The sequence below is a fragment of the Streptomyces xantholiticus genome (genome assembly GCF_014651015.1).
Taxonomy (GTDB): domain Bacteria; phylum Actinomycetota; class Actinomycetes; order Streptomycetales; family Streptomycetaceae; genus Streptomyces; species Streptomyces xantholiticus.
The window spans coordinates 183027-204071 of sequence record NZ_BMWB01000008.1; the positions used below are offsets into that span (position 1 = coordinate 183027).

28 protein-coding genes are annotated in these 21045 nt (G+C 68.2%); 3 read left to right on the forward strand and 25 right to left on the reverse strand.

Annotated features, from left to right (window positions below; all coding sequences use genetic code 11):
* Positions 1-48 precede the first annotated feature (48 nt).
* Positions 49-1044, forward strand: coding sequence for a type I pantothenate kinase (gene coaA / locus IE198_RS15425; RefSeq protein ID WP_189886844.1), 996 nt, complete (start codon positions 49-51; stop codon positions 1042-1044).
* Between the two features lie 11 nt (positions 1045-1055).
* The gene (locus tag IE198_RS15430; protein ID WP_189886846.1) at positions 1056-2036 is read left to right on the forward strand and encodes a DUF389 domain-containing protein; all 981 of its coding nucleotides are present in this window, start codon (positions 1056-1058) and stop codon (positions 2034-2036) included.
* On the opposite strand, the gene glmM is transcribed toward IE198_RS15430, so the two are convergent.
* The 5 genes from glmM to IE198_RS15455 form a co-directional block, all read right to left on the reverse strand.
* Positions 2033-3391 (reverse strand): phosphoglucosamine mutase, encoded by a 1359-nt coding sequence (gene glmM / locus IE198_RS15435; RefSeq protein ID WP_189886848.1) that lies wholly within the window; start codon positions 3389-3391, stop codon positions 2033-2035. The two genes, IE198_RS15430 and glmM, sit on opposite strands and share 4 nt — an antisense overlap.
* A gap of 134 nt (positions 3392-3525) precedes the next feature.
* Positions 3526-4038 carry a 30S ribosomal protein S9 gene (rpsI, locus tag IE198_RS15440; protein WP_189886850.1) on the reverse strand — a complete coding sequence of 171 codons (513 nt, stop codon included), beginning with the start codon at positions 4036-4038 and terminating at the stop codon, positions 3526-3528.
* A 41-nt stretch (positions 4039-4079) separates the two neighbouring features.
* Positions 4080-4523, reverse strand: a complete 444-nt coding sequence (rplM, locus tag IE198_RS15445; RefSeq protein ID WP_100108616.1) for a 50S ribosomal protein L13 — start codon at positions 4521-4523, stop codon at positions 4080-4082.
* Positions 4524-4814: 291 nt separating this feature from the next.
* Positions 4815-6401: a serine/threonine protein kinase gene (locus tag IE198_RS15450; RefSeq protein ID WP_189886852.1), complete on the reverse strand. Its 1587-nt coding sequence runs from the start codon at positions 6399-6401 to the stop codon at positions 4815-4817.
* Between the two features lie 192 nt (positions 6402-6593).
* A complete protein-coding gene (locus IE198_RS15455) occupies positions 6594-8246 on the reverse strand; it encodes an ABC-F family ATP-binding cassette domain-containing protein (protein ID WP_189886853.1) in 1653 nt (550 codons plus the stop codon).
* 55 nt (positions 8247-8301) lie between these two features.
* Between IE198_RS15455 and IE198_RS15460 the strand changes: the two genes are divergently transcribed.
* A complete protein-coding gene (locus tag IE198_RS15460) occupies positions 8302-9273 on the forward strand; it encodes a hypothetical protein (protein WP_189886855.1) in 972 nt (323 codons plus the stop codon).
* Here IE198_RS15460 and truA read toward each other — a convergent pair.
* The 20 genes from truA to rplN all read right to left on the reverse strand — a co-directional run bounded on the left by truA (position 9244) and on the right by rplN (position 20972).
* Positions 9244-10119, reverse strand: coding sequence for a tRNA pseudouridine(38-40) synthase TruA (gene truA / locus IE198_RS15465; RefSeq protein ID WP_189886857.1), 876 nt, complete (start codon positions 10117-10119; stop codon positions 9244-9246). The two genes, IE198_RS15460 and truA, sit on opposite strands and share 30 nt — an antisense overlap.
* 80 nt (positions 10120-10199) lie before the next feature.
* The gene (gene rplQ, locus IE198_RS15470) at positions 10200-10700 is read right to left on the reverse strand and encodes a 50S ribosomal protein L17 (RefSeq protein WP_189886859.1); all 501 of its coding nucleotides are present in this window, start codon (positions 10698-10700) and stop codon (positions 10200-10202) included.
* Between the two features lie 107 nt (positions 10701-10807).
* Complete coding sequence (locus IE198_RS15475) at positions 10808-11830, reverse strand: DNA-directed RNA polymerase subunit alpha (protein ID WP_003956430.1); 1023 nt, start codon at positions 11828-11830, stop codon at positions 10808-10810.
* A gap of 123 nt (positions 11831-11953) precedes the next feature.
* On the reverse strand, positions 11954-12358 hold the full coding sequence (gene rpsK, locus IE198_RS15480) for a 30S ribosomal protein S11 (protein ID WP_003948617.1): 405 nt from the start codon (positions 12356-12358) through the stop codon (positions 11954-11956).
* A gap of 66 nt (positions 12359-12424) precedes the next feature.
* Positions 12425-12805, reverse strand: a complete 381-nt coding sequence (gene rpsM, locus IE198_RS15485; protein ID WP_018847488.1) for a 30S ribosomal protein S13 — start codon at positions 12803-12805, stop codon at positions 12425-12427.
* 193 nt (positions 12806-12998) lie between these two features.
* On the reverse strand, positions 12999-13112 hold the full coding sequence (gene rpmJ / locus IE198_RS15490; protein WP_003956441.1) for a 50S ribosomal protein L36: 114 nt from the start codon (positions 13110-13112) through the stop codon (positions 12999-13001).
* Between the two features lie 57 nt (positions 13113-13169).
* Positions 13170-13391: a translation initiation factor IF-1 gene (gene infA / locus IE198_RS15495; RefSeq protein ID WP_003956442.1), complete on the reverse strand. Its 222-nt coding sequence runs from the start codon at positions 13389-13391 to the stop codon at positions 13170-13172.
* A gap of 141 nt (positions 13392-13532) precedes the next feature.
* Positions 13533-14369 carry a type I methionyl aminopeptidase gene (gene map, locus IE198_RS15500; RefSeq protein ID WP_189886861.1) on the reverse strand — a complete coding sequence of 279 codons (837 nt, stop codon included), beginning with the start codon at positions 14367-14369 and terminating at the stop codon, positions 13533-13535.
* Between the two features lie 107 nt (positions 14370-14476).
* Positions 14477-15142: an adenylate kinase gene (locus IE198_RS15505; protein ID WP_189886863.1), complete on the reverse strand. Its 666-nt coding sequence runs from the start codon at positions 15140-15142 to the stop codon at positions 14477-14479.
* Positions 15142-16461, reverse strand: coding sequence for a preprotein translocase subunit SecY (secY, locus tag IE198_RS15510; protein ID WP_100108610.1), 1320 nt, complete (start codon positions 16459-16461; stop codon positions 15142-15144). Before secY ends, IE198_RS15505 begins: the two co-directional genes overlap by 1 nt.
* A 222-nt stretch (positions 16462-16683) precedes the next feature.
* Positions 16684-17139 (reverse strand): 50S ribosomal protein L15, encoded by a 456-nt coding sequence (gene rplO, locus IE198_RS15515; RefSeq protein ID WP_189886865.1) that lies wholly within the window; start codon positions 17137-17139, stop codon positions 16684-16686.
* Position 17140: 1 nt separating this feature from the next.
* Positions 17141-17323 carry a 50S ribosomal protein L30 gene (gene rpmD, locus IE198_RS15520; protein ID WP_005313525.1) on the reverse strand — a complete coding sequence of 61 codons (183 nt, stop codon included), beginning with the start codon at positions 17321-17323 and terminating at the stop codon, positions 17141-17143.
* The gene (gene rpsE / locus IE198_RS15525) at positions 17323-17928 is read right to left on the reverse strand and encodes a 30S ribosomal protein S5 (RefSeq protein ID WP_005313527.1); all 606 of its coding nucleotides are present in this window, start codon (positions 17926-17928) and stop codon (positions 17323-17325) included. Before rpsE ends, rpmD begins: the two co-directional genes overlap by 1 nt.
* Positions 17929-17974: 46 nt before the next feature.
* Complete coding sequence (rplR, locus tag IE198_RS15530; protein ID WP_100108608.1) at positions 17975-18358, reverse strand: 50S ribosomal protein L18; 384 nt, start codon at positions 18356-18358, stop codon at positions 17975-17977.
* 3 nt (positions 18359-18361) lie between these two features.
* Positions 18362-18901 (reverse strand): 50S ribosomal protein L6, encoded by a 540-nt coding sequence (gene rplF / locus IE198_RS15535; protein ID WP_100108607.1) that lies wholly within the window; start codon positions 18899-18901, stop codon positions 18362-18364.
* A gap of 21 nt (positions 18902-18922) precedes the next feature.
* Positions 18923-19321 carry a 30S ribosomal protein S8 gene (gene rpsH, locus IE198_RS15540; RefSeq protein WP_005313538.1) on the reverse strand — a complete coding sequence of 133 codons (399 nt, stop codon included), beginning with the start codon at positions 19319-19321 and terminating at the stop codon, positions 18923-18925.
* Positions 19322-19529: 208 nt separating this feature from the next.
* Positions 19530-19715: a type Z 30S ribosomal protein S14 gene (locus tag IE198_RS15545; protein WP_003956452.1), complete on the reverse strand. Its 186-nt coding sequence runs from the start codon at positions 19713-19715 to the stop codon at positions 19530-19532.
* A 5-nt stretch (positions 19716-19720) separates the two neighbouring features.
* Entirely contained in the window at positions 19721-20278 is a 558-nt protein-coding gene (rplE, locus tag IE198_RS15550; RefSeq protein ID WP_147987686.1) for a 50S ribosomal protein L5, read from the reverse strand.
* Positions 20278-20601 carry a 50S ribosomal protein L24 gene (rplX, locus tag IE198_RS15555; RefSeq protein ID WP_019888758.1) on the reverse strand — a complete coding sequence of 108 codons (324 nt, stop codon included), beginning with the start codon at positions 20599-20601 and terminating at the stop codon, positions 20278-20280. Before rplX ends, rplE begins: the two co-directional genes overlap by 1 nt.
* A 2-nt stretch (positions 20602-20603) precedes the next feature.
* Positions 20604-20972, reverse strand: a complete 369-nt coding sequence (gene rplN / locus IE198_RS15560; RefSeq protein WP_003956455.1) for a 50S ribosomal protein L14 — start codon at positions 20970-20972, stop codon at positions 20604-20606.
* Between the last annotated feature and the right edge of the window lie 73 nt (positions 20973-21045).

Sequence of the window (21045 nt, forward strand, 5' to 3'; positions counted from 1 at the left end):
GACCGAGCACACGGCCCACAACCGTGTCGTACGCACGACAATGGGCCTGTGATCACTTCGCCGCCACGAAGCGCCCTCCGCCGGGCCGAGCATGCGTCGACGCCGTACGTCGACCTCACCCGCGCGGAATGGAGCGCCCTGCGCGAGAAAACACCGCTGCCCCTCAGCGCCGAAGAGGTCGAGCAGCTGCGCGGGCTCGGCGACGTCATCGACCTCGACGAGGTCAGGGACGTCTATCTGCCGCTGTCCCGGCTGCTGAACCTGTACGTCCAGGCCACCGCCGGGCTGCGTGGCGCCCTCAACACGTTCCTCGGCGACGCGGGGAACGGCCACGGCGCGCAGCGCGGCACGCCCTTCGTCATAGGGGTCGCCGGCTCCGTCGCCGTCGGCAAGTCGACCGTCGCCCGGCTTCTCCAGGCGCTGCTCGCCCGCTGGCCGGAGCATCCGCGTGTCGAGCGGGTGACCACCGACGGGTTCCTGCTGCCCATGAAGGAGCTGCAGGCCCGCGGGCTGATGTCGCGCAAGGGCTTCCCCGAGTCGTACGACCGCCGGGCGCTGACCCGTTTCGTGGCCGACATCAAGGCCGGCAAGGACGAGGTCACCGCCCCCGTCTACTCCCACCTGATCTACGACATCGTCCCGGACGAGCGCCTGACCGTGCGCCGCCCGGACATCCTGATCGTCGAGGGGCTCAACGTCCTGCAGCCGGCGCTGCCCGGCAAGGACGGCCGGACCCGGGTCGGCCTCGCCGACTACTTCGACTTCAGCGTGTACGTCGACGCCCGCGCGGAGGACATCGAGACCTGGTACCTCAACCGGTTCCGCAAGCTGCGGGAGACGGCCTTCCAGGACCCCTGCTCCTACTTCAGGAAGTACACCCAGGTCTCCGAGGAGGAGGCACTGGACTACGCGCGCACCATGTGGCGCACCGTCAACAAGCCCAATCTGCTGGAGAACGTGGCGCCCACACGCGGCCGGGCCACACTGGTGCTGCGCAAGGGCCCTGACCACAAGGTGCAGCGGCTGTCACTGCGCAAGCTCTAGGAGACCGCGGCGTGCTGCATCTGCGTCTGATCACCCCGGCCGACCGCACTGCGGAGGTCGTCGCCCTGCTCGAAAAGACCGTCGGCACGACGCACCTCGCCGTCGTCCCCGGCGCCGCCCGAGACCCCGAGGGCGACCTGGTGCTGATCGACGTGGCCCGCGAGGCGGGCGACGAGGTGCTCGAGGGACTGTGCGACCTCGGCATCGACCGCTCCGGCTCCATCGCCGTCGAGAACATCGACCTCTCGCTCTCGCAGCGCGCCGAGACGGCCGAGACGGACGCCCCCGGCGAGGGCGCGGACGCTGTGCTCTGGTCCCAGCTGGCCGGCGCGACGCACGAGGAGTCGACGCTCAGCGTCACATACCTGGCGTTCCTCACGCTGGCGACGATGATCGCGGCCTGCGGTGTGGTGCTGGACAACGCGATCCTGATTGTGGGCGCGATGGCGGTCGGTCCCGAGTTCGGCCCGCTCGCGGGCATCTGCACGGCCCTCGTGCAACGTGCGCCGCGGCTGGCGCTGCGGTCGTTCGTGGCGCTGATCGCCGGGTTCGCGGCGGCGATGGTGCTGACCGTGGGCTTCAGCTACTTCATGGACGCGGTGGGCCTCTTCCAGGAGACGAAGTTGCAGGCCGAACGCCCCAACACCAACTTCATCTACAACCCGGACTGGTTCTCCTTCGTCGTGGCCCTGCTGGCCGGCGCGGCCGGAACGCTGTCGCTGACCTCGTCGAAGTCGGGCGCCCTTGTCGGCGTCGCGATCTCCGTCACCACGGTCCCCGCGGCGGCGAACGCGGCCGTCGCCTTCAGCTACGGCTCGTACGCGCAGGCCTTGGGTTCCACCGAGCAGCTGCTGCTGAACCTGCTGGGCATCGTCGTGGCCGGCACGCTGACGCTGCTCGCGCAGAAGTTCTTCTGGCGCAGGACACGGAAGGGGCCCGTACGTAGCCGTACGAGCCCCCCCGCACCGTCGGTCTCGAACGAAGGACCCTAGCCGAGGGCGGACTTGACCACGTCGGCCAGCCGCCCCGCGACACTGCGCGCCTGCTCGATGTCCGCCGCCTCGACCATGACCCGCACCAGCGGCTCCGTGCCCGAGGGACGCAGCAGCACCCGGCCGGTCGAGCCGAGCTCGCGCTCCGCCTCGCTCACCGCGTGCGACAGCTCCGCGGAGGTCTCCACCCGCGACTTGTCGACGTCCGGCACATTGATGAGCACCTGCGGCAGGCGCTCCATCACCGCGGCCAGCTCGGCCAGCGAACGGCCGGTCGCCGCGACACGGGAGGCCAGCATCAGGCCGGTCAGCGTGCCGTCGCCGGTCGTGGCGTGGTCGAGCACGATCACATGGCCGGACTGCTCGCCGCCGAGCCCGAAGCCGGCGGCCTTCATGGCCTCCAGGACATAACGGTCGCCGACCGCCGTCTGCACCAGCTCGAGGCCTTCTCGCTCCATCGCGAGCTTGAAGCCCAGGTTGGACATGACCGTGGCGACGACGGTGTCGCCGCGCAGCGTCCCCGCCTCGCGCATCGCGAGCGCCAGCACGGCGAGGATCTGGTCGCCGTCGACCTCGTTGCCCAGCGCGTCCACCGCGAGGCAGCGGTCCGCGTCTCCGTCGTGCGCGATGCCGAGATCGGCGCCGTGCTCGACGACGGCCGCCTTCAGCAGGTCCAGGTGCGTCGAGCCGCAGCCGTCGTTGATGTTGAGGCCGTCCGGCTCGGCGCCGATCGTCACGATCTCGGCCCCGGCGCGGGCGAACGCCTCCGGCGAGACGCGGGAAGCGGCACCGTTCGCCTCGTCGAGGACGACCTTCAGACCGTCGAGGCGGTGCGGCAGTGCGGCGATGAGGTGGGCGACGTACTTGTCGAAGCCCTCGTCGTAGTCCGTCACCCGGCCCACGCCCGCGCCCGTCGGCCGGTCCCAGGGCTCTCCGGTCCGGTGCTGCTCGTAGACCTGCTCGATACGGTCCTCGAGCTCGTCGGCCAGCTTGTGGCCGCCGCGGGCGAAGAACTTGATGCCGTTGTCCGGCATGGCGTTGTGGCTGGCGGACAGCATCACACCGAGGTCGGCGCCGAGCGCACCGGTGAGGTACGCCACCGCCGGGGTCGGCAGCACACCGACGCGCAGCACGTCGACGCCCGCGCTCGCGAGTCCCGCCACGACGGCGGCCTCCAGGAACTCTCCGGATGCGCGGGGGTCGCGGCCGACCACCGCGGTCGGGCGATGGCCCGCGAAGGTGCCCGCCTCGGCGAGCACATGCGCCGCGGCGACCGACAGGCCGAGCGCGAGCTCCGCCGTCAGATCGGCGTTGGCGACGCCGCGTACCCCGTCCGTACCGAAGAGTCGTCCCACTGTTGTCCTCCGAGAATCCTGAATGCTCGAACCGTAGTACGCCCGAGGCGGTCGATAGACGAACGCCCCGGCAGCACGGAGTGCCGCCGGGGCGAACGAGAAGCCGTACAGGTGTCTGCAGGCCAGCGTGCGATTTAGCGCTTGCTGTACTGCGGGGCCTTACGGGCCTTCTTGAGACCGGCCTTCTTGCGCTCGACCGCACGGTCGTCGCGGGAGAGGAAGCCGGCCTTCTTGAGCGCGCCGCGGTTGTTGTCCACGTCCGCCTCGTTCAGCGCACGGGCCACGCCGAGGCGCAGGGCGCCGGCCTGGCCGGAGACGCCGCCACCCGAGATACGGGCGATGACGTCGTAGCGGTTGTCGAGCTCGAGCACCTTGAAGGGCTCGTTGACTTCCTGCTGGTGCACCTTGTTCGGGAAGTAGTCCTCGAGGGTGCGACCGTTGATCTTCCACTTGCCGGAGCCCGGGACGATCCGGACGCGGGCGATGGCGTTCTTGCGACGGCCCAGGCCGGCGGCCGGCTGCGGGTCGCCGAAGCGGGACGCCATGGACTCGGTGGTGTACTCGCCCTCGACCGGAACCTCGGTCTCGGTGGTGTACTGCTCGACGTCAACCTCTTCGAGCGGGGTCTCGGCGGTGGTCTCAGCCACGATTCTCCTCAGATTCTTTTCGTCTTAGGGGGTGGCCGGACTTACTGCGCGACCTGGGTGATCTCGAACGGGACCGGCTGCTGGGCAGCGTGCGGGTGGTTCTCGCCCGCGTAGACCTTCAGCTTCGAGAGCATCTGACGGCCCAGGGTGTTCTTGGGGAGCATGCCCTTGACGGCCTTCTCGATGGCCTTCTCGGGGCTCTTCGCGAGCAGCTCGTCGTAACGGATGGAACGCAGACCACCCGGGTAGCCGGAGTGGCGGTACGCCATCTTCTGGGTCCGCTTGTTGCCGGAAAGGTGCACCTTCTCGGCGTTGATGATGATGACGAAGTCACCAGCGTCAACGTGCGGCGCATAGATCGGCTTGTGCTTGCCCCTCAGAAGGGTAGCGGCGGTGGTCGCCAGACGGCCCAGGACGATGTCCTGCGCGTCGATGATGTGCCACTGGCGCGTCACATCGCCGGGCTTGGGGCTGTACGTACGCACGGTCGTAGCCTTCGCTTCTTCAGTGAGTGTGGTCCTGACAAGGCCACCCGGACGATCACGACAGCCCTGGCGGCACACGGGGACGCAACCCGTGCACCTGCCGCTGGTCATCGGCCCGGTGAACCGGCGTAAGGGCCCCTCACGTGAGATAGAGCAAGCCAATACGCATAACGAACCAGCAGAATACCCGTGAGGCCCCGCACGGGTCAAAACCGCGGGCGCGGGTGGGCCGAGGGGGCATGAGGGTCCGCAGGCCCAGAACGGGCAAAGACGGCAGTGCGGGCGGAGACGTCAGGGCGCTCCCAGCGCCTCGGCCAGGAACCGGGCCTCGTTCTCACCGAGTCGCATGGCGATGATCGCAGTACCGCCCTCCAGCTTGCTCGCGATCACGAAACTGGCCAGCAGCCTCTTGTCACCCTGGACGAACGCCAGCCGGGACTTCGGATCTTCCGGTGGCAGTTCCTGTCCCGCGATCTTCCCCGTCAGCTCGGCGAACGCCGCACGGTCGGAGTCCTTCAGGGCGACGCGGACGGACCAGCCCTCCATCCCCGGCTCCCGCTCCTCGAAGGCGGCGACCTCCTTGAACCGGTTGACCGTCATCCCGGGAGCCGTCGAGACGACGACACAGTTCTGACGGTCGTCCGAGGTGAAGGACCGTCCCGGGGGCGCGGGACTCTGCGGCGGCCACGCGCCGGGATCGGGTGAGCCGATCAGGCACACGCCCTCGAACTCGTCCTCCACCTCCAGGATGCGCACGGGCTCGTCCGGCACCCCCGCAGCGGCATTCTCCGCACCTGCGTCCCAGGGGCGTACCACCAGGACGACCGCGAGCGCGACGACGGCGACGGCCGCGCCGGTCGCCCACCACAGGCGTCTCCGCGGGGCGGCGGGCAGCGGAGACCTCAGTCGGGACGTCCTGCCCGGCGCAGGCACCGCCGTCGTCGCCGCGTCCGGATCGATACGCCGCCGGGCGGCCTCCACCGCCCGCACACGCCGCTCGCGGTACCGTTCGATCGTCTCGATCCACGCCCCGCTCAGCCAGTCCTCGCCGCCGCGGGCGTCCGGGCGCTCGCCCAGCCTGTCCGCGCAGTACGCGAGGATCTCCGCGGGGGCCGGCCGGTCCGCAGGGTCCAGCGCCAGACACGGCAGCACCAGCCCTTCCAGCTCGGCCGGCAGTCCCGACACGTCCAGGTCGCCCGTCGCCGCGCGGACGAGCTGCTCCATGGCCGGACCTGCGCCGCCATCTCGGTACGGAGCCCGGCCGACGGCGAGGCAGAACAGCGTTGCTCCCAGCGAGTACACGTCCGAGGCGGGGGTGGTCGCCTCGCCGCGGGCCTGCTCGGGAGAGGCGTAGGCGACCGTGCCGAGGGCGGTCTGGGTCCGGGTGACGTCATGGGCCTGCGAGATCCCGAAGTCGATCACCCGCGGGCCCTCCACCGGCAGGAGGACGTTCGACGGCTTCACGTCCCTGTGCACGAGGCCTGCCGCGTGGATGGAGACCAGCGCCTCCGCCATCCCGGCCGCCACCCAGTGGAGCGCGCTCGCGTCCAGCGTCCCGCAGCTCTCCACGAGGTCGCGCAGGGAGGGGGCGGGGACGTATTCGGTCGCCATCCAGGGCACGGCGGCCGCCGCATCCGCCGCCACGACGCTCGCGGTGAAGACGCCCTGGACGCGCTGGGCGAGCTCGACCTCGCGGGCGAAACGGCGGCGGTCGTCCTTGCTGTCGGTGATCAGTGTCTTCACCGCGACGGTGCGACCGCCGGGCGAACGGGCGAGGTAGATGCGGCCCATGCCTCCGCTGGCGAGCTCGTCCAGCACCGTGAACGTCCCGAACCTGTGGCCGGGACGGACCGCATCCGCCACACCGTCGCTCTGCATGTCCGCCCCCCGGAGATCACGTTGCCGCTCAACCTACCCACTCCGACCGCGCGCTGCACCGGGCCCGGGGGAAGCCGCTCCACCCCGGCGGCGCGTCGCGAGGGGCCCGAGTCCCCGGGCCGGGACGCAGCCCCGCCCAAGGGGCAGCCGCCCCGCCGAGGGCCACTCAGGCTCCCACAGAGCTGGGCGGCCCTACCGTGCCCGCTCCACCCTGCGTTCGTCCCACACCGGCTCCGGCGTCTCGCGCACCACCCCGTCCGAGCCGAACACCAGGTACCGGTCGAAGGCGCGCGCGAACCACCGGTCGTGCGTGACCGCCAGCACCGTTCCCTCGTAGGACTCGAGCCCTTCCTGCAGCGCCTCCGCCGACTCCAGGTCCAGGTTGTCCGTCGGCTCGTCCAGGAGCAGCGCCGTCGTCCCGGCCAGCTCCAGCAGCAGGATCTGGAAACGCGCCTGCTGTCCGCCCGACAACTTCTCGAAGGGCTGGTCCCCCTGACGCTCCAGCTCGTACCGCCGCAGCACCGACATCGCCCCGCCCCGGTCCTTGGCGTGCTCCGTCCACAGGATGTCCACCAGCGAGCGGCCCAGCAGCTCCGGGTGCGCATGGGTCTGCGCGAAGTGCCCGGGGACGACACGCGCCCCCAGCTTCCACTGCCCCGTGTGCGCGACGGCCTCTCCCGCGAGCAGCCGCAGGAAGTGGGACTTGCCCGAGCCGTTGGACCCCAGTACCGCGACCCGCTCCCCGTAGAAGACCTCCAGGGAGAACGGCTTCATCAGCCCGGTGAGCTCCAGCCCGGTGCAGGTGAGCGCTCGCACACCCGTCCGCCCGCCGCGCAGCCGCATTCTGATGTCCTGCTCCCGCGGCGGCTCCGGCGGCGGGCCGGCCTCCTCGAACTTCTTGAAGCGCGTCTGCATCGCCCGGTACCGCGACGCCATGTCCGGGCTGTTCGCCGCCTGTTGCCTCAGCCGCAGGACCAGCGCCTTCAGCCGGGCGTGCTCCTCGTCCCAGCGCCGCTTGAGCTCCTCGAAGCGCGCGAACCGTTCCCGCCGCGCCTCGTGGAACGTGGCGAAGCCCCCGCCGTGCACCCAGACGTCCGACCCGGCGGGCCCCGGCTCCACCGCCACGATCCGCTCCGCCGCCCGCGCCAGCAACTCCCGGTCGTGGGAGACGAAGAGCACCGTCTTACGGGTCTCCTTCAGCCGGTCCTCGAGCCACCGCTTGCCCGGCACGTCCAGGTAGTTGTCCGGCTCGTCGAGCAGCAGCACCTCGTCGGGGCCGCGCAGCAGCGCCTCCAGCACCAGCCGCTTCTGCTCGCCGCCGGACAGGGTCCGCACCTGCCGCCACTGCGCCTTCTCGTACGGCACCCCGAGCGCCGCCGTGGTGCACATGTCCCACAGCGTCTCCGCCTCGTATCCGCGCGCCTCCGCCCAGTCGCTCAGCGCCTGCGCGTACCGCATCTGCGCGGCCTCGTCGTCCACGGTCATGATCGCGTGCTCGGCGGCGTCGACAGCGGTGGCGGCCTCCCTGATCCTGGGCTGGGCGACGGACACCAGCAGGTCCCGGACGGTGCGTTCGTCACTTCCCCGTAGCCCTCCGGGCCCGGGAGGCGCCTCCATGGAGCCGACGAACTGCCGCATCACTCCGAGCCCGCCCGTGACGGTGACCGAACCGCCGTGCGGCTGGATCTCCCCGGCGATCAGCCGCAGCAGTGTGGTCTTGCCTGCGCCGTTGGCCCCCACCAGCGCCGCGACCGCGCCCTCGCCCACCCGGAACGACGCGTCCGCGAGGAGCGGGCGCCCGTCCGGAAGGTAGTACTCGAGATGCGCGGCCTCTACATGTCCCATGGGCCGATTCTGTCCGCAGCGACCGCCCCCGCCCAACAGGTTTAGGATGCGCGGCATGAGCTTTGGGCAGGGGGGACCTCAGTGGGGTTCCGGCGGACAGGACCAGAACCCGTACAACCAGGGCCAGTACGGGCAGAACCAGTACGGCCGGTACGGCCAAGGGCCAGGCGGCCAGGACTCCGTCGACCCGTTCGGCAACCGTGCCGGCAGTGACGCCGGCACCCCCGACTGGGCCGCTCTCGCCGAAGCCTCCGCCGCCCGTACCCGCCGCAAGCGCTGGCTCATGGTCGGCGGCGGCGCACTCGCGACCGCTCTCGTCGCCGGCGCCGTGGCGACCGCGATCGTCTCGTCCAACAAGGACAGCGACAACAACGCCTCGGACAAGAACAGCAGTCAGCTCCCCGCGCCGCCTGACCTGCCGCAGAACACCACCGCCCCGGAGCCCTCCTTCTCCTCCGTGGCCCCGCTGCCGCCGCCGGACCCGAAGGACTTCATCTCCGACCGGAAGAAGGACACGCTGCCGCTGAGCGCCGAGACCCTGTTCCCCGGCAAGAAGCTGACGATGGGCGACCGCGTCTACGACAAGGGGGCACTGGCCCGGACCGGGAACTGCGCGTCCGCCGTCAAGGGCGCCCTGGCCGGCGCGCTCGAGAACAACGGCTGCGAGCAGGTCTTCCGCGCCACCTACAGCAGCGACGGCATCGCCGTCACGGTCGCAGTGGCCACCTTCGAGAACGCGGCCAAGGCCAGGAAGGCGCTGCAGCAGGCGTCGGGCAGCGTCGTACCGCTGCCGGGCGCGGGCGTGCCCACGTTCTGCAAGGGCGGGCCGGTCTGCCGTTCCACCTTCAACGCGTACGGCCGCTATGCCTACTTCACGACCACCGGCTACACCAAGGCCAAGTCCGTCACCGAGAAGGACGCCAAGGCCTTCCAGACGGGCGACGACCTCGGCGAGTTCACGTTCCGTCAGATCGTGCGCCGCGGTGAGGCGCAGGCCTCAGCCGCAGCCTCCGCACCCGCCCAGTAGCGGGGCCGAGGGCAGAGAACGCCGGTTACGGGCCTCCTTGTTACGGGCGGCCAGCAACTCGTCGGCGGGGTAGCCGACCTCCTCCAGCGTCAGCCCGTGCGGCCGTACGACATGGACGGCCGAGTCCCGCACCCCCGCGGCCAGGACCTGCGCGGGCCACTGGACCGGCCGGTGCCCGTCGCCCACGAACAGCAGCGCGCCGACAAGCGAGCGCACCATGTTGTGGCAGAAGGCGTCGGCCTTCACGGTCGCGGTGACGACTCCGGACGCGTCCCGCTGCCAGGACAGCTGCTGCAGGGTGCGGATGGTCGTCGCGCCGTCGCGCTTCTTGCAGTACGCCGCGAAGTCGTGCTCCCCGACCAGCCCGGCAGAGGCCTCGTTCATCGCCGCCACGTCCAACGGCCAGTCGTGCCAGAGCACATGACCGCGCAGCAGCGGGTCGACACCGCCGGGATCGTCCGTGACCCGGTACGCGTAACGCCGCCAGATCGCGGAGAAGCGCGCGTTGAACCCTGCGGGGGCCTCGGCCACCTGCCAGATCCGCACATCGCGCGAGAGGCGTCCGGCGAGCCGCTTCAGCAGCTTGTCACGGTGCTCGGCCCAGATCTCCTCGGGGAGGTCCACGTGCGCGACCTGACCCCGCGCGTGCACACCGGCGTCCGTGCGTCCGGCGACGGTCAGCTCGTACGTCGTCCGCGAACGCGTCACCGTGCGCAGCGCGTCCTCGATCTCGCCCTGGACGGTACGCCGGCCGCCGGCCTGCTTGGCCCAGCCGGAGAAGTCCTTGCCGTCGTACGAAAGATCCAGCCGTACCCGGACGTGCCCGGGCTCCACCTCGTCGCTCACGCGACCCTCCTCTCAACTCACGCGGAACGGGCCCGCCCCCGAATGGGGAACGGGCCCGCTCGACGAACCTGGGATCAGGCTCAGGCGTCCTTCGACTCCTCGGCGGACTCCGCCGGAGCCTCCTCGGACTTGGCCTCGACGGCCTCGTCCTTCTTGAGGGCGTCTTCCTTGACCGCACGCTTGGTGGCGGCCTCGGCCTCGGCGACGGTCGCCTTCTTCGCGATCTCACCCTCGACCAGCTCGATCACAGCCATCGGGGCGTTGTCGCCACGACGGTTGCCGATCTTGGTGATGCGGGTGTAGCCGCCCGGACGCTCGGCGTAGCGCGGAGCGATCTCGGTGAAGAGCGTGTGCACGATGCCCTTGTCCGTGATGGTCTGCAGCACCAGGCGACGGTTGTGGATGTCGCCCTTCTTCGCCTTGGTGATCAGGCGCTCGGCGACCGGACGCAGGCGGCGGGCCTTGGCCTCGGTCGTGGTGATGCGGCCGTGCTCGAACAGCGACTTCGCCAGGTTCGCGAGAAGCAGCTTCTCGTGAGCGGCGCTACCGCCGAAACGGGCTCCCTTGGTGGGACGCGGCATGGGGTTTCTCCTTGTGATCTGCACCGGCCGTATCAGGTACCGGTGTCAGTTCCCTCCTGGCGGTCGCCGGAGGGTGTGCGGGGAGCCTGGGCTCCCCGCAAGCCTTCTCAGTACTGCTCGGTCTCGACGAACCCGGCGTCCGCGTCGTCGTCCGCGCCGAAGGCGTCGGCGGCGGCGGTCGGGTCGAATCCGGGCGGGCTGTCCTTGAGGGCCAGGCCCATGCCGGCCAGCTTCGCCTTGACCTCGTCGATCGACTTCGCACCGAAGTTGCGGATGTCGAGCAGGTCGGCCTCGGAGCGCGCCACGAGCTCACCCACGGAGTGGATGCCCTCACGCTTGAGGCAGTTGTACGAACGAACGGTGAGCTCGAGCTCCTCGATCGGCAGCGCCAGGTCGGCGGCGAGGGCGGCGTCCGTCGGGGACGGGCCCATGTCGATGCCCTCGGCGTCGATGTTGAGCTCGCGGGCCAGACCGAACAGCTCGACCAGGGTCTTACCTGCGGACGCCATGGCGTCGCGCGGGCGCATGGCCTGCTTGGTCTCGACGTCGACGATCAGCTTGTCGAAGTCGGTGCGCTGCTCGACTCGGGTCGCCTCGACCTTGTAGGTGACCTTGAGGACCGGGGAGTAGATGGAGTCGACCGGAATACGGCCGATCTCCTGGCCCACCTGCTTGTTCTGCACGGCGGAGACGTAGCCGCGACCGCGCTCGACGGTCAGCTCCATCTCCAGCTTGCCCTTGCCGTTCAGCGTGGCGAGCACCAGGTCGGGGTTGTGCACCTCGACACCGGCCGGCGGGGCGATGTCAGCAGCGGTGACCAGGCCGGGACCCTGCTTGCGCAGGTACATCACGACCGGCTCGTCGTGCTCCGAGGAGACGACCAGCTGCTTGATGTTGAGGATGAGGTCGGTGACGTCCTCCTTGACGCCCGGCACGGTGGTGAACTCGTGCAGGACACCGTCGATGCGGATGGACGTGACGGCCGCACCCGGGATCGAGGAGAGGAGCGTACGACGAAGCGAGTTGCCGAGCGTGTAGCCGAAGCCCGGCTCCAGGGGCTCGATGACGAACCGCGAGCGGTACTCGTCGACAACCTCTTCGGTCAGCGAGGGGCGCTGAGCGATCAGCATGGTGTGTTTCCTTCAGTCGTGGACGCCCGCTATTTGACGTCCTCTGATACAGGGTACGGGCGGCACGCCCCAAAAGGGTCGTACCGCCCGGAACACCCTGGTCAAGCAGCAAGCGGCAGTGCGTCAGACGCGGCGGCGCTTGGGGGGACGGCAGCCGTTGTGCGGCGTGGGGGTGACGTCCTGGATCGAGCCGACCTCAAGGCCGGTGGCCTGGAGGGAGCGGATCGCGGTCTCACGGCCGGAGCCGGGACCCTTGACGAAGACGTCGACCTTGCGCATGCCGTGCTCCTGCGCGCGGCGGGCGGCCGACTCGGCAGCCATCTGCGCGGCGAACGGGGTGGACTTGCGCGAGCCCTTGAAGCCGACGTGGCCGGCGGAGGCCCAGGAGATCACGTTGCCGGTCGGGTCCGTGATGGACACGATCGTGTTGTTGAACGTGCTCTTGATGTGCGCGTGGCCGTGAGCGACGTTCTTCTTTTCCTTGCGGCGCACCTTCTTGGCAGCGCCCTGACGTCCCTTGGGGGGCATCTCTTAACTCCTACGGGAGGTGGTCGGTCCTACAGCGAAGACCGCTGATGAGCGTCCGGCTGAGGACTACTTCTTGCCCGGCTTCTTCTTACCGGCGATGGCGCGACGCGGGCCCTTGCGGGTGCGGGCGTTCGTGCTGGTGCGCTGACCGTGGACCGGCAGGCCACGGCGGTGACGCAGACCCTGGTAGCAGCCGATCTCGACCTTGCGGCGGATGTTGGCCTGGATGTCGCGGCGGAGGTCACCTTCGGTCTGGAAGTTGACGTCCACGTACTCGCGGATCTTGACCAGGTCCTCTTCGGCGAGGTCACGAACGCGGGTGTTCGGGTCGACACCGGTGGCGGCGAGGGTCTCCTGGGACCGGGTGCGGCCGATGCCGAAAACGTAGGTGAGGGCGACCTCGATGCGCTTGTCGCGCGGGAGGTCAACGCCTTCAAGGCGTGCCATTCATGGCTCCTGATGTAGTCGGAGGTCTTCCGCAGAGCCGTTCCGTGGCCGCCGCCCCTTGACAAGGAGAGGGAGGTACGGACCAGGTCCCCGGCCTCCACCGGAGGTGTCGCCAGCCATAGCCAGGCGGGCTCTGCGTATGTACGTGATTACTTGCGTCGCGCGATGAACTGCGAGTGCAGGTGGTCGTGCGTCAGCCCTGGCGCTGCTTGTGGCGCAGGTTGTCGCAGATGACCATGACCCGGCCGTGACGGCGGATCACCTTGCACTTGTCGCAGATCTTCTTGACGCTCGGCTTGACCTTCATGGGATGTGAGGTTCTCCGGGTCAGTGTCGGCACCCCGCCATGGGGGTGCGACAAGATCTACTTGTACCGGTAGACGATCCGGCCACGCGTCAGGTCGTACGGAGAGAGCTCCACGACGACCCGGTCGTCCGGAAGGATGCGGATGTAGTGCATACGCATCTTGCCGGAGATGTGCGCGAGGACCTTGTGACCGTTCTGGAGTTCCACCTTGAACATGGCGTTCGGGAGGGACTCGATCACGGTGCCCTCGATTTCGATGGCACCTTGCTTCTTGGCCACGCTTCGCCTTTCGAATCGGCTACCTTGATCGACTCCCGGTCACCGCATGCGGACGCACGGATACACGAGAGCCGACGCATCAGTCTACGTCAGGGGCATCCAAAAGACGAATCCGCCAAGTCTGCCCATCCAGGAAGATCGTTAAGCGAGAGGGTCCGGGGCTGCCGTGACACCCAGCTCGGCGAGCTTCGCCCTGCCTCCGTCGGGGGCCGTGAGGACCAGCGGGCCCTCCTCGGTGAGCGCGACGGAGTGCTCCCAGTGGGAGGACCAGGTGCCGTCGGTGGTGATGACGGTCCAGTTGTCGGCCAGGACCTCGGTGTGTGGTGTGCCGAGCGAGACCATCGGCTCGATCGCGAGGCAGAAGCCGGGCACCAGCTTCGGCCCCCGGCCGCGCTTGCGCGAGACGTAGTTCAGCAGATGGGGGTCCATGTGCATCTCGGTCCCGATGCCGTGGCCGCCGTAGTCCTCGATGATCCCGTACTTGCCGGTCGCGGGACGCGGCTGGCGGCGGATGTACGTCTCGATGGCACGGGAGATGTCCACGAGGCGGTTGCCGTTCTTCATCGCGGCGATGCCGGCCCACATCGACTCCTCGGTCACCCGGGACAGCTCGATCAACTCCGGAGCGTGACCGCTGCCCACGAACGCGGTGTACGCGGCGTCGCCGTGCCAGCCGTCGACGATCGCTCCGCAGTCGATGGAGATGATGTCGCCGTCCTTGAGGACGGTCTTGTCGTCGGGGATGCCGTGGACGACAACCTCGTTGACGGAGGTGCAGATGGTCGCGGGGAAGCCCCCGTAGCCGAGGAAGTTGGACTTCGCACCGTGGTCGGCGATCACCTTGCGCGCGACCTCGTCGAGGTCCTTGGTCGTGGCGCCCGGCACCGCTGCCTTGCGGGTCGCCTCGTGGATGGCGGCGACGACCAGTCCCGCCTCGCGCATCTTCGCGATCTGCTCGGGGGTCTTGATCTGCACCATTGCGGCGGGCGCCTTTCTGGACAAGGGGTTCGGGGGTCAATCAACGATACGGCCGCGGCGTCCGAAGGACACCGCGGCCGTATCTCACAGACTCTTGCGGGCGGGGGTCAGGCCTGTGCGGCCCTGTCCACCTTCAGCGCCTCCATGGCGCGGCCGGTCACATCGCTGACCTTGCCCAGCGCCGAGATGGTGACCACGAGGTTCTGGGCCCGGTAGTAGTCGATGATGGGCTCGGTCTGCGTGTGGTAGACCTCGAGCCGCTTGCGCACGGTCTCCTCGGAGTCGTCGTCGCGCTGGTACAGGTCGCCGCCGCACTCGTCGCACACACCCTCGGTCTTCGGCGGGGTGTACGTCACATGGAAGACATGCGCGCTGTTGTTGCGGCACACCCGCCGGCCGGCGATGCGCTTGACGACCTCGTCCTCGGGGACCTCCAGGTCGAGGACGGCGTCCAGCTTGACGCCCTCGCCGGAGAGCATCTCGTCCAGCGCCTCCGCCTGTCCCACGTTCCGCGGGAAGCCGTCCAGCAGGAAGCCGTGTACCGCGTCCGGCTGGGACATGCGGTCCTTGGCCATCCCGATGGTCACCTCGTCCGGGACCAGGTTGCCGGCGTCCATGTACGCCTTGGCCTGCTTCCCCAGCTCCGTGCCCTGGGAGATGTTGGCGCGGAAGAGGTCGCCCGTGGAGATGTGCGGGATCGACAGGTTCTTGGCGAGGAACGCGGCCTGCGTTCCCTTGCCGGCACCGGGCGGTCCGACGAGGACGATTCGCATCAGCGGAGGAACCCTTCGTAATTGCGCTGCTGGAGCTGGCTCTCGATCTGCTTCACGGTCTCCAGACCCACACCCACGATGATGAGGATGCTCGTCCCGCCGAACGGGAAGTTCTGGTTCGCGCCTCCGAAGCCTGCCAACGCCATCGTCGGAACAAGAGCAATCAGACCCAGGTACAGCGAGCCCGGCCAAGTGATCCTGTTGAGCACGTAGCTCAGGTACTCGGCAGTAGGCCGACCGGCCCGGATACCCGGGATGAAGCCACCATACTTCTTCATGTTGTCCGCGACTTCCTCGGGGTTGAACGAGATCGCCACATAGAAGAAGGCGAAGAACACGATCAGGAGGAAGTACGTGACGATGTAGTAGGGGTGGTCACCCTTGACGAAGTGGGCTTCGATCCAGGTTTTCCAGGCCGACTGCGAGTTCGAGAACTGCGCAACGAGCGCCGGGATGTAGAGCAGCGACGAGGCGAAGATGACGGGAATCACACCCGCCTGGTTCACCTTGAGCGGGATGTAAGTGGACGTACCGCCGTACGACCTGCGGCCGATCATGCGCTTCGCGTACTGCACGGGGATGCGCCGCTGGGCCTGCTCAACGAAGACGACCAGCGCCACCATCACGAAGCCGATCAGGATGACCGTGCCGAACTCGATCCAGCCCTGCGCGAGCTTGCCGCTCTCCTTGATGGCCCACAGAGCACCCGGGAAGCCGGCGGCGATCGAGATGAACATCAGGATCGACATGCCGTTGCCGATGCCACGGTCGGTGATGAGCTCACCGAGCCACATGACCGCGGCCGTACCGGCGGTCATGGTGACGACCATCACGATCGTGGTGAAGATCGAGCGGTCCGGCACGATCTCGTTGCCGACCGGGCAGCTGGCGAAGAGGGCGCCGCTCCGGGCGGTGGCGACCAGACCGGTGCCCTGCAGGACGGCCAGCGCCACCGTCAGGTACCGCGTGTACTGGGTGATCTTCGCGGTGCCGGACTGGCCCTCCTTCTTGAGAGCCTCCAGCCGCGGGATGACCACGGTCAGCAGCTGCAGGATGATGCTCGCCGTGATGTACGGCATGATGCCGAGCGCGAAGATGGTGATCTGCAGCAGCGCTCCGCCGCTGAACATGTTCACCAGCCCGAACAGGCTGTTGTTGCCCTTCGTGGCCGCGTCGACACAGATCTGGACGTTCTGGTAGCTGACGCCTGGAACCGGGATGTGGGACCCGATTCGGTACAGAACGATGATGGCCAGTGTGAAGAGCAGCTTCTTGCGCAGGTCGGGCGTCTTGAACGCCCGGGCGAACGCGGTGAGCACGGTGCCTCCTGCGACCCCCGCGCTACTGCGTCAGAGGTGACGGTCTTGAGGATCGACGAATACGTATCAGGCAAAATCCGCACGGCCTGCCAGTAGGCACACCGGGCTGAAGTTAACAACGCACGACACCTTACCGGCGACCGTGCCCGCCAAGGAACGACCAACCGGGGATGCCCCTTTTGAAAGGCATCCCCGGTCGGGTGTTCAAGCCATCGAGACGTCTCAGACGAGCTCGGTGACGGTGCCGCCGGCGGCGGCAATCTTCTCCTTGGCGGAGCCGGAGACGGCGTCGACCGTCACCTGCAGCGCCACGGAGATCTCGCCCTGGCCCAGGACCTTGACGAGGCTGTTCTTGCGCACGGCACCCTTGCCGACCAGGTCGGCGACGGTGACCTCACCACCCTGCGGGTACAGGGCCGCGAGCTTGTCCAGGTTGACGACCTGGTACTCGGTGCGGAACGGGTTCTTGAAGCCCTTGAGCTTCGGGAGGCGCATGTGGAGGGGCATCTGCCCGCCCTCGAAGCGCTCCGGAACCTGGTAACGGGCCTTGGTGCCCTTGGTACCACGACCGGCCGTCTTACCCTTCGACGCCTCACCACGACCCACACGGGTCTTGGCGGTCTTGGCGCCCGGGGCGGGACGGAGGTTGTGGACCTTCAGCGGCTTCTGCTCCGCCATGTCAGTCGACCTCCTCGACCGTCACGAGGTGGCGGACGGTGTGCACCATTCCGCGGAACTCGGGGCGGTCCTCCTTGACGACCACGTCGTTCAGGCGCTTGAGCCCGAGCGAACGCAGGGTGTCACGGTGGTTCTGCTTGCTGCCGATGTACGACTTGGTCTGCGTGATCTTGAGGCGAGCCATTACGCACCCGCTCCCGCACGCGCACGCAGCAGAGCCGCGGGGGCGACGTCCTCGAGCGGCAGACCACGGCGAGCCGCGATCTCCTCGGGACGCTGCAGGCCCTTGAGGGCCGCCACGGTCGCGTGCACGATGTTGATCGCGTTGTCCGAGCCGAGCGACTTCGACAGGATGTCGTGCACGCCCGCGCACTCGAGCACGGCGCGCACCGGGCCACCGGCGATAACACCGGTACCGGGGGAAGCCGGCTTGAGCAGAACGACGCCGGCAGCCTTCTCGCCCTGAATCGGGTGCGGGATGGTGCCCTGGATACGGGGGACCTTGAAGAAGTGCTTCTTGGCCTCCTCAACACCCTTGGCGATGGCGGCCGGCACCTCCTTGGCCTTGCCGTAACCGACGCCTACGGTGCCGTCACCGTCACCCACCACGACGAGCGCGGTGAAGCTGAAGCGACGACCACCCTTGACAACCTTGGCGACGCGGTTGATCGCGACAACGCGCTCAACGTACGCGGTCTTCTCGGCGGCAGCTGCGCCACCGTCGCGACCCTTCCGGTCCCGCCGCTCGCCGCCACCGGCACCGCTTCCGCGGCGCTGGGGTCCAGCCATTGGATTTACCTCTCTCTGTTACGTCCGTTAGTCCCGGAACCGGGGCTCAGAACTTCAGCCCGGCCTCGCGGGCGGCGTCAGCCAGAGCGGCAATGCGCCCGGCGTACCTGTTGCCACCACGGTCGAACACGACGGCCTCGACGCCGGCGGCCTTGGCGCGCTCGGCGACCAGGGAACCGACCTGCTTGGCCTGGGCGCTCTTGTCGCCCTCGCCACCACGGATCGAGGTGTCCAGGGTCGACGCCGAGGCGAGCGTGTGGCCCGCGATGTCGTCGATGACCTGGGCCACGATGTGGCGGTTGGAACGCGTCACGACCAGGCGCGGACGCTCCGGCGTACCGGAGACGTGCTTGCGGACGCGGATGTGGCGGCGCTTGATGGCGGCGCGCTTGTACGCGTCACCCTTGGCAATCTTCACACCGTATGCCATGGCTTACTTACCCGCCTTTCCGACCTTGCGGCGGATGACCTCGCCCGCGTACTTCACGCCCTTGGCCTTGTACGGGTCGGGCTTGCGCAGCTTGCGGATGTTCGCGGCGACCTCGCCGACCTTCTGCTTGTCGATGCCCTCGACCGAGAACTTGGTCGGCGACTCGACCTTGAAGGAGATGCCCTCGGGGGCCTCCACCAGGATCGGGTGGCTGTAGCCGAGCTGGAACTCCAGGTTGGAGCCCTTCGCGGCGACGCGGTAACCGACACCGCTGATCTCGAGCGCCTTGGTGTATCCCTGGGTCACACCGGTGATCATGTTCGCCACCAGCGTGCGGGACAGGCCGTGCAGGGCCTTGTTCTGACGCTCGTCGTTGGGACGGGTGACGTTGAGCACGCCCTCCTCGCCCTTAACAATCTCGATCGGCGCGGCGACGGTGTGCGTGAGGGTGCCCTTGGAACCCTTCACGGTGACCGTGCGGCCATCGATGGTGACGTCCACACCGGCGGGAACCTGGATGGGGAGCTTGCCGATTCGCGACATGAGCTTTTCCTCCGTTCCCGACTACCAGACGTAGGCGAGGACTTCCCCACCCACGCCCTTCTTCTGAGCCTGCTGGCCGGTCAGGAGACCGTGGGACGTGGAGATGATCGCCACGCCCAGGCCGCCGAGGACCTTCGGCAGGTTGGTGGACTTCGCGTAAACGCGCAGACCCGGCTTGGAGATGCGCTTGATGCCGGCGATCGAACGCTCACGGTTCGGGCCGAACTTCAGCTCGAGGACGAGGTTCTTGCCGACCTCGGCGTCCTCGACCTTCCAGCCGGTGATGAAACCCTCCTGCTGGAGGATCTCGGCGATGTGCGACTTGATCTTGCTGTGCGGCATCACCACGGAGTCGTGGTACGCCGAGTTCGCGTTACGCAGACGCGTCAGCATGTCTGCGATCGGATCAGTCATGGTCATGAATTGGCCTTCGGCCTCTCTCGCCGGGGTTTCCTGTATGCGCCATCCCTCTCCCCACACTGAGGCGGGACGGGTGCGGCGCGGGGACCTACGGCGTAGTAAGTCGTACGGGCGGCAGACGCCCAACCCTCCTAGCCTAAGCCATGGAGAGAAGGGCCCCTGCCAACCCTCTGCTTACCGAGAGACTCCGGTTTTCCCGATTAAGGGACTACCAGGAGCTCTTGGTCACGCCCGGCAGCTCGCCACGGTGAGCCATCTCACGAAGGCACACGCGGCACAGGCCGAACTTGCGGTACACGGAGTGCGGACGGCCGCAGCGCTGGCAGCGGGTGTACGCACGCACACCGAACTTGGGCTTACGAGCAGCCTTGGCAATCAGAGCCTTCTTCGCCATCTCGCTTACGCCTCCTTGAACGGGAAGCCGAGGTGACGGAGAAGCGCGCGGCCCTCAGCGTCGTTGGTCGCCGTGGTGACCACGGTGATGTCCATACCCCGGACGCGGTCGATCTTGTCCTGGTCGATCTCGTGGAACATGACCTGCTCCGTGAGACCGAAGGTGTAGTTGCCACGGCCGTCGAACTGCTTGGGGGACAGGCCGCGGAAGTCGCGGATGCGCGGGAGCGCGAGCGACAGGGTGCGGTCCAGGAACTCCCACATGCGGTCGCCACGGAGCGTGACGTGGGCACCGATCGGCTGGCCCTCACGCAGCTTGAACTGCGCGATGGACTTGCGGGCCTTGGTGACGGCCGGCTTCTGACCGGTGATCGTGGTGAGGTCGCGAATCGCGCCGTCGATCAGCTTGGAGTCGCGGGCGGCGTCGCCCACACCCATGTTGACCACGATCTTGACGAGGCCCGGGACCTGCATGACGTTCTCGTAGGAGAACTCCTCACGCAGCTTGCCCGCGATCTCCTCGCGGTACTTCGTCTTCAGACGCGGAGTGGTGGTGGTAGCCATCAGATGTCCTCACCCGTCCGCTTGGCAACGCGGATCTTGTTGCCCTCGTCGTCGAAGCGGTAACCGACGCGCGTGACGACCTTGTTGCCGTCCTTCTCCACGACGAGCTGAACGTTGCTCACGTGGATCGGGGCCTCGGTCGTGACGATGCCACCGGTCTGCGAACCGCGAGCGGTCTGACCGGCCTTCGTGTGCTTCTTGACCCGGTTGACACCCTCGACCAGGACGCGGTCCTCGCGGGGGAAGGCCGCGATGACCTTGCCCTGCTTGCCCTTGTCCTTACCGGTGATGACCTGAACCAGGTCGCCCTTCTTGATCTTCATGCTTACAGCACCTCCGGCGCGAGCGAGATGATCTTCATGAACTTCTTCTCGCGCAGCTCACGGCCCACGGGGCCGAAGATACGGGTGCCGCGAGGGTCGCCGTCGTTCTTCAGAATGACGGCGGCGTTCTCGTCGAAGCGGATGTACGAGCCGTCCTGGCGGCGGCGCTCCTTGACGGTGCGAACGATGACCGCCTTGACGACGTCACCCTTCTTCACGTTGCCACCGGGGATCGCGTCCTTGACGGTGGCGACGATGACGTCACCGATGCCCGCGTAGCGGCGACCGGAGCCACCGAGAACACGGATGCAAAGGATCTCCTTGGCACCAGTGTTGTCGGCGACGCGCAGTCGCGACTCCTGCTGGATCACGTCTATCTCCTGATTGTCTGCCGGTTCCCGGCAGGGGTGTCAGTGACACCCCTGCCGAGCCTGGCGGAACGAA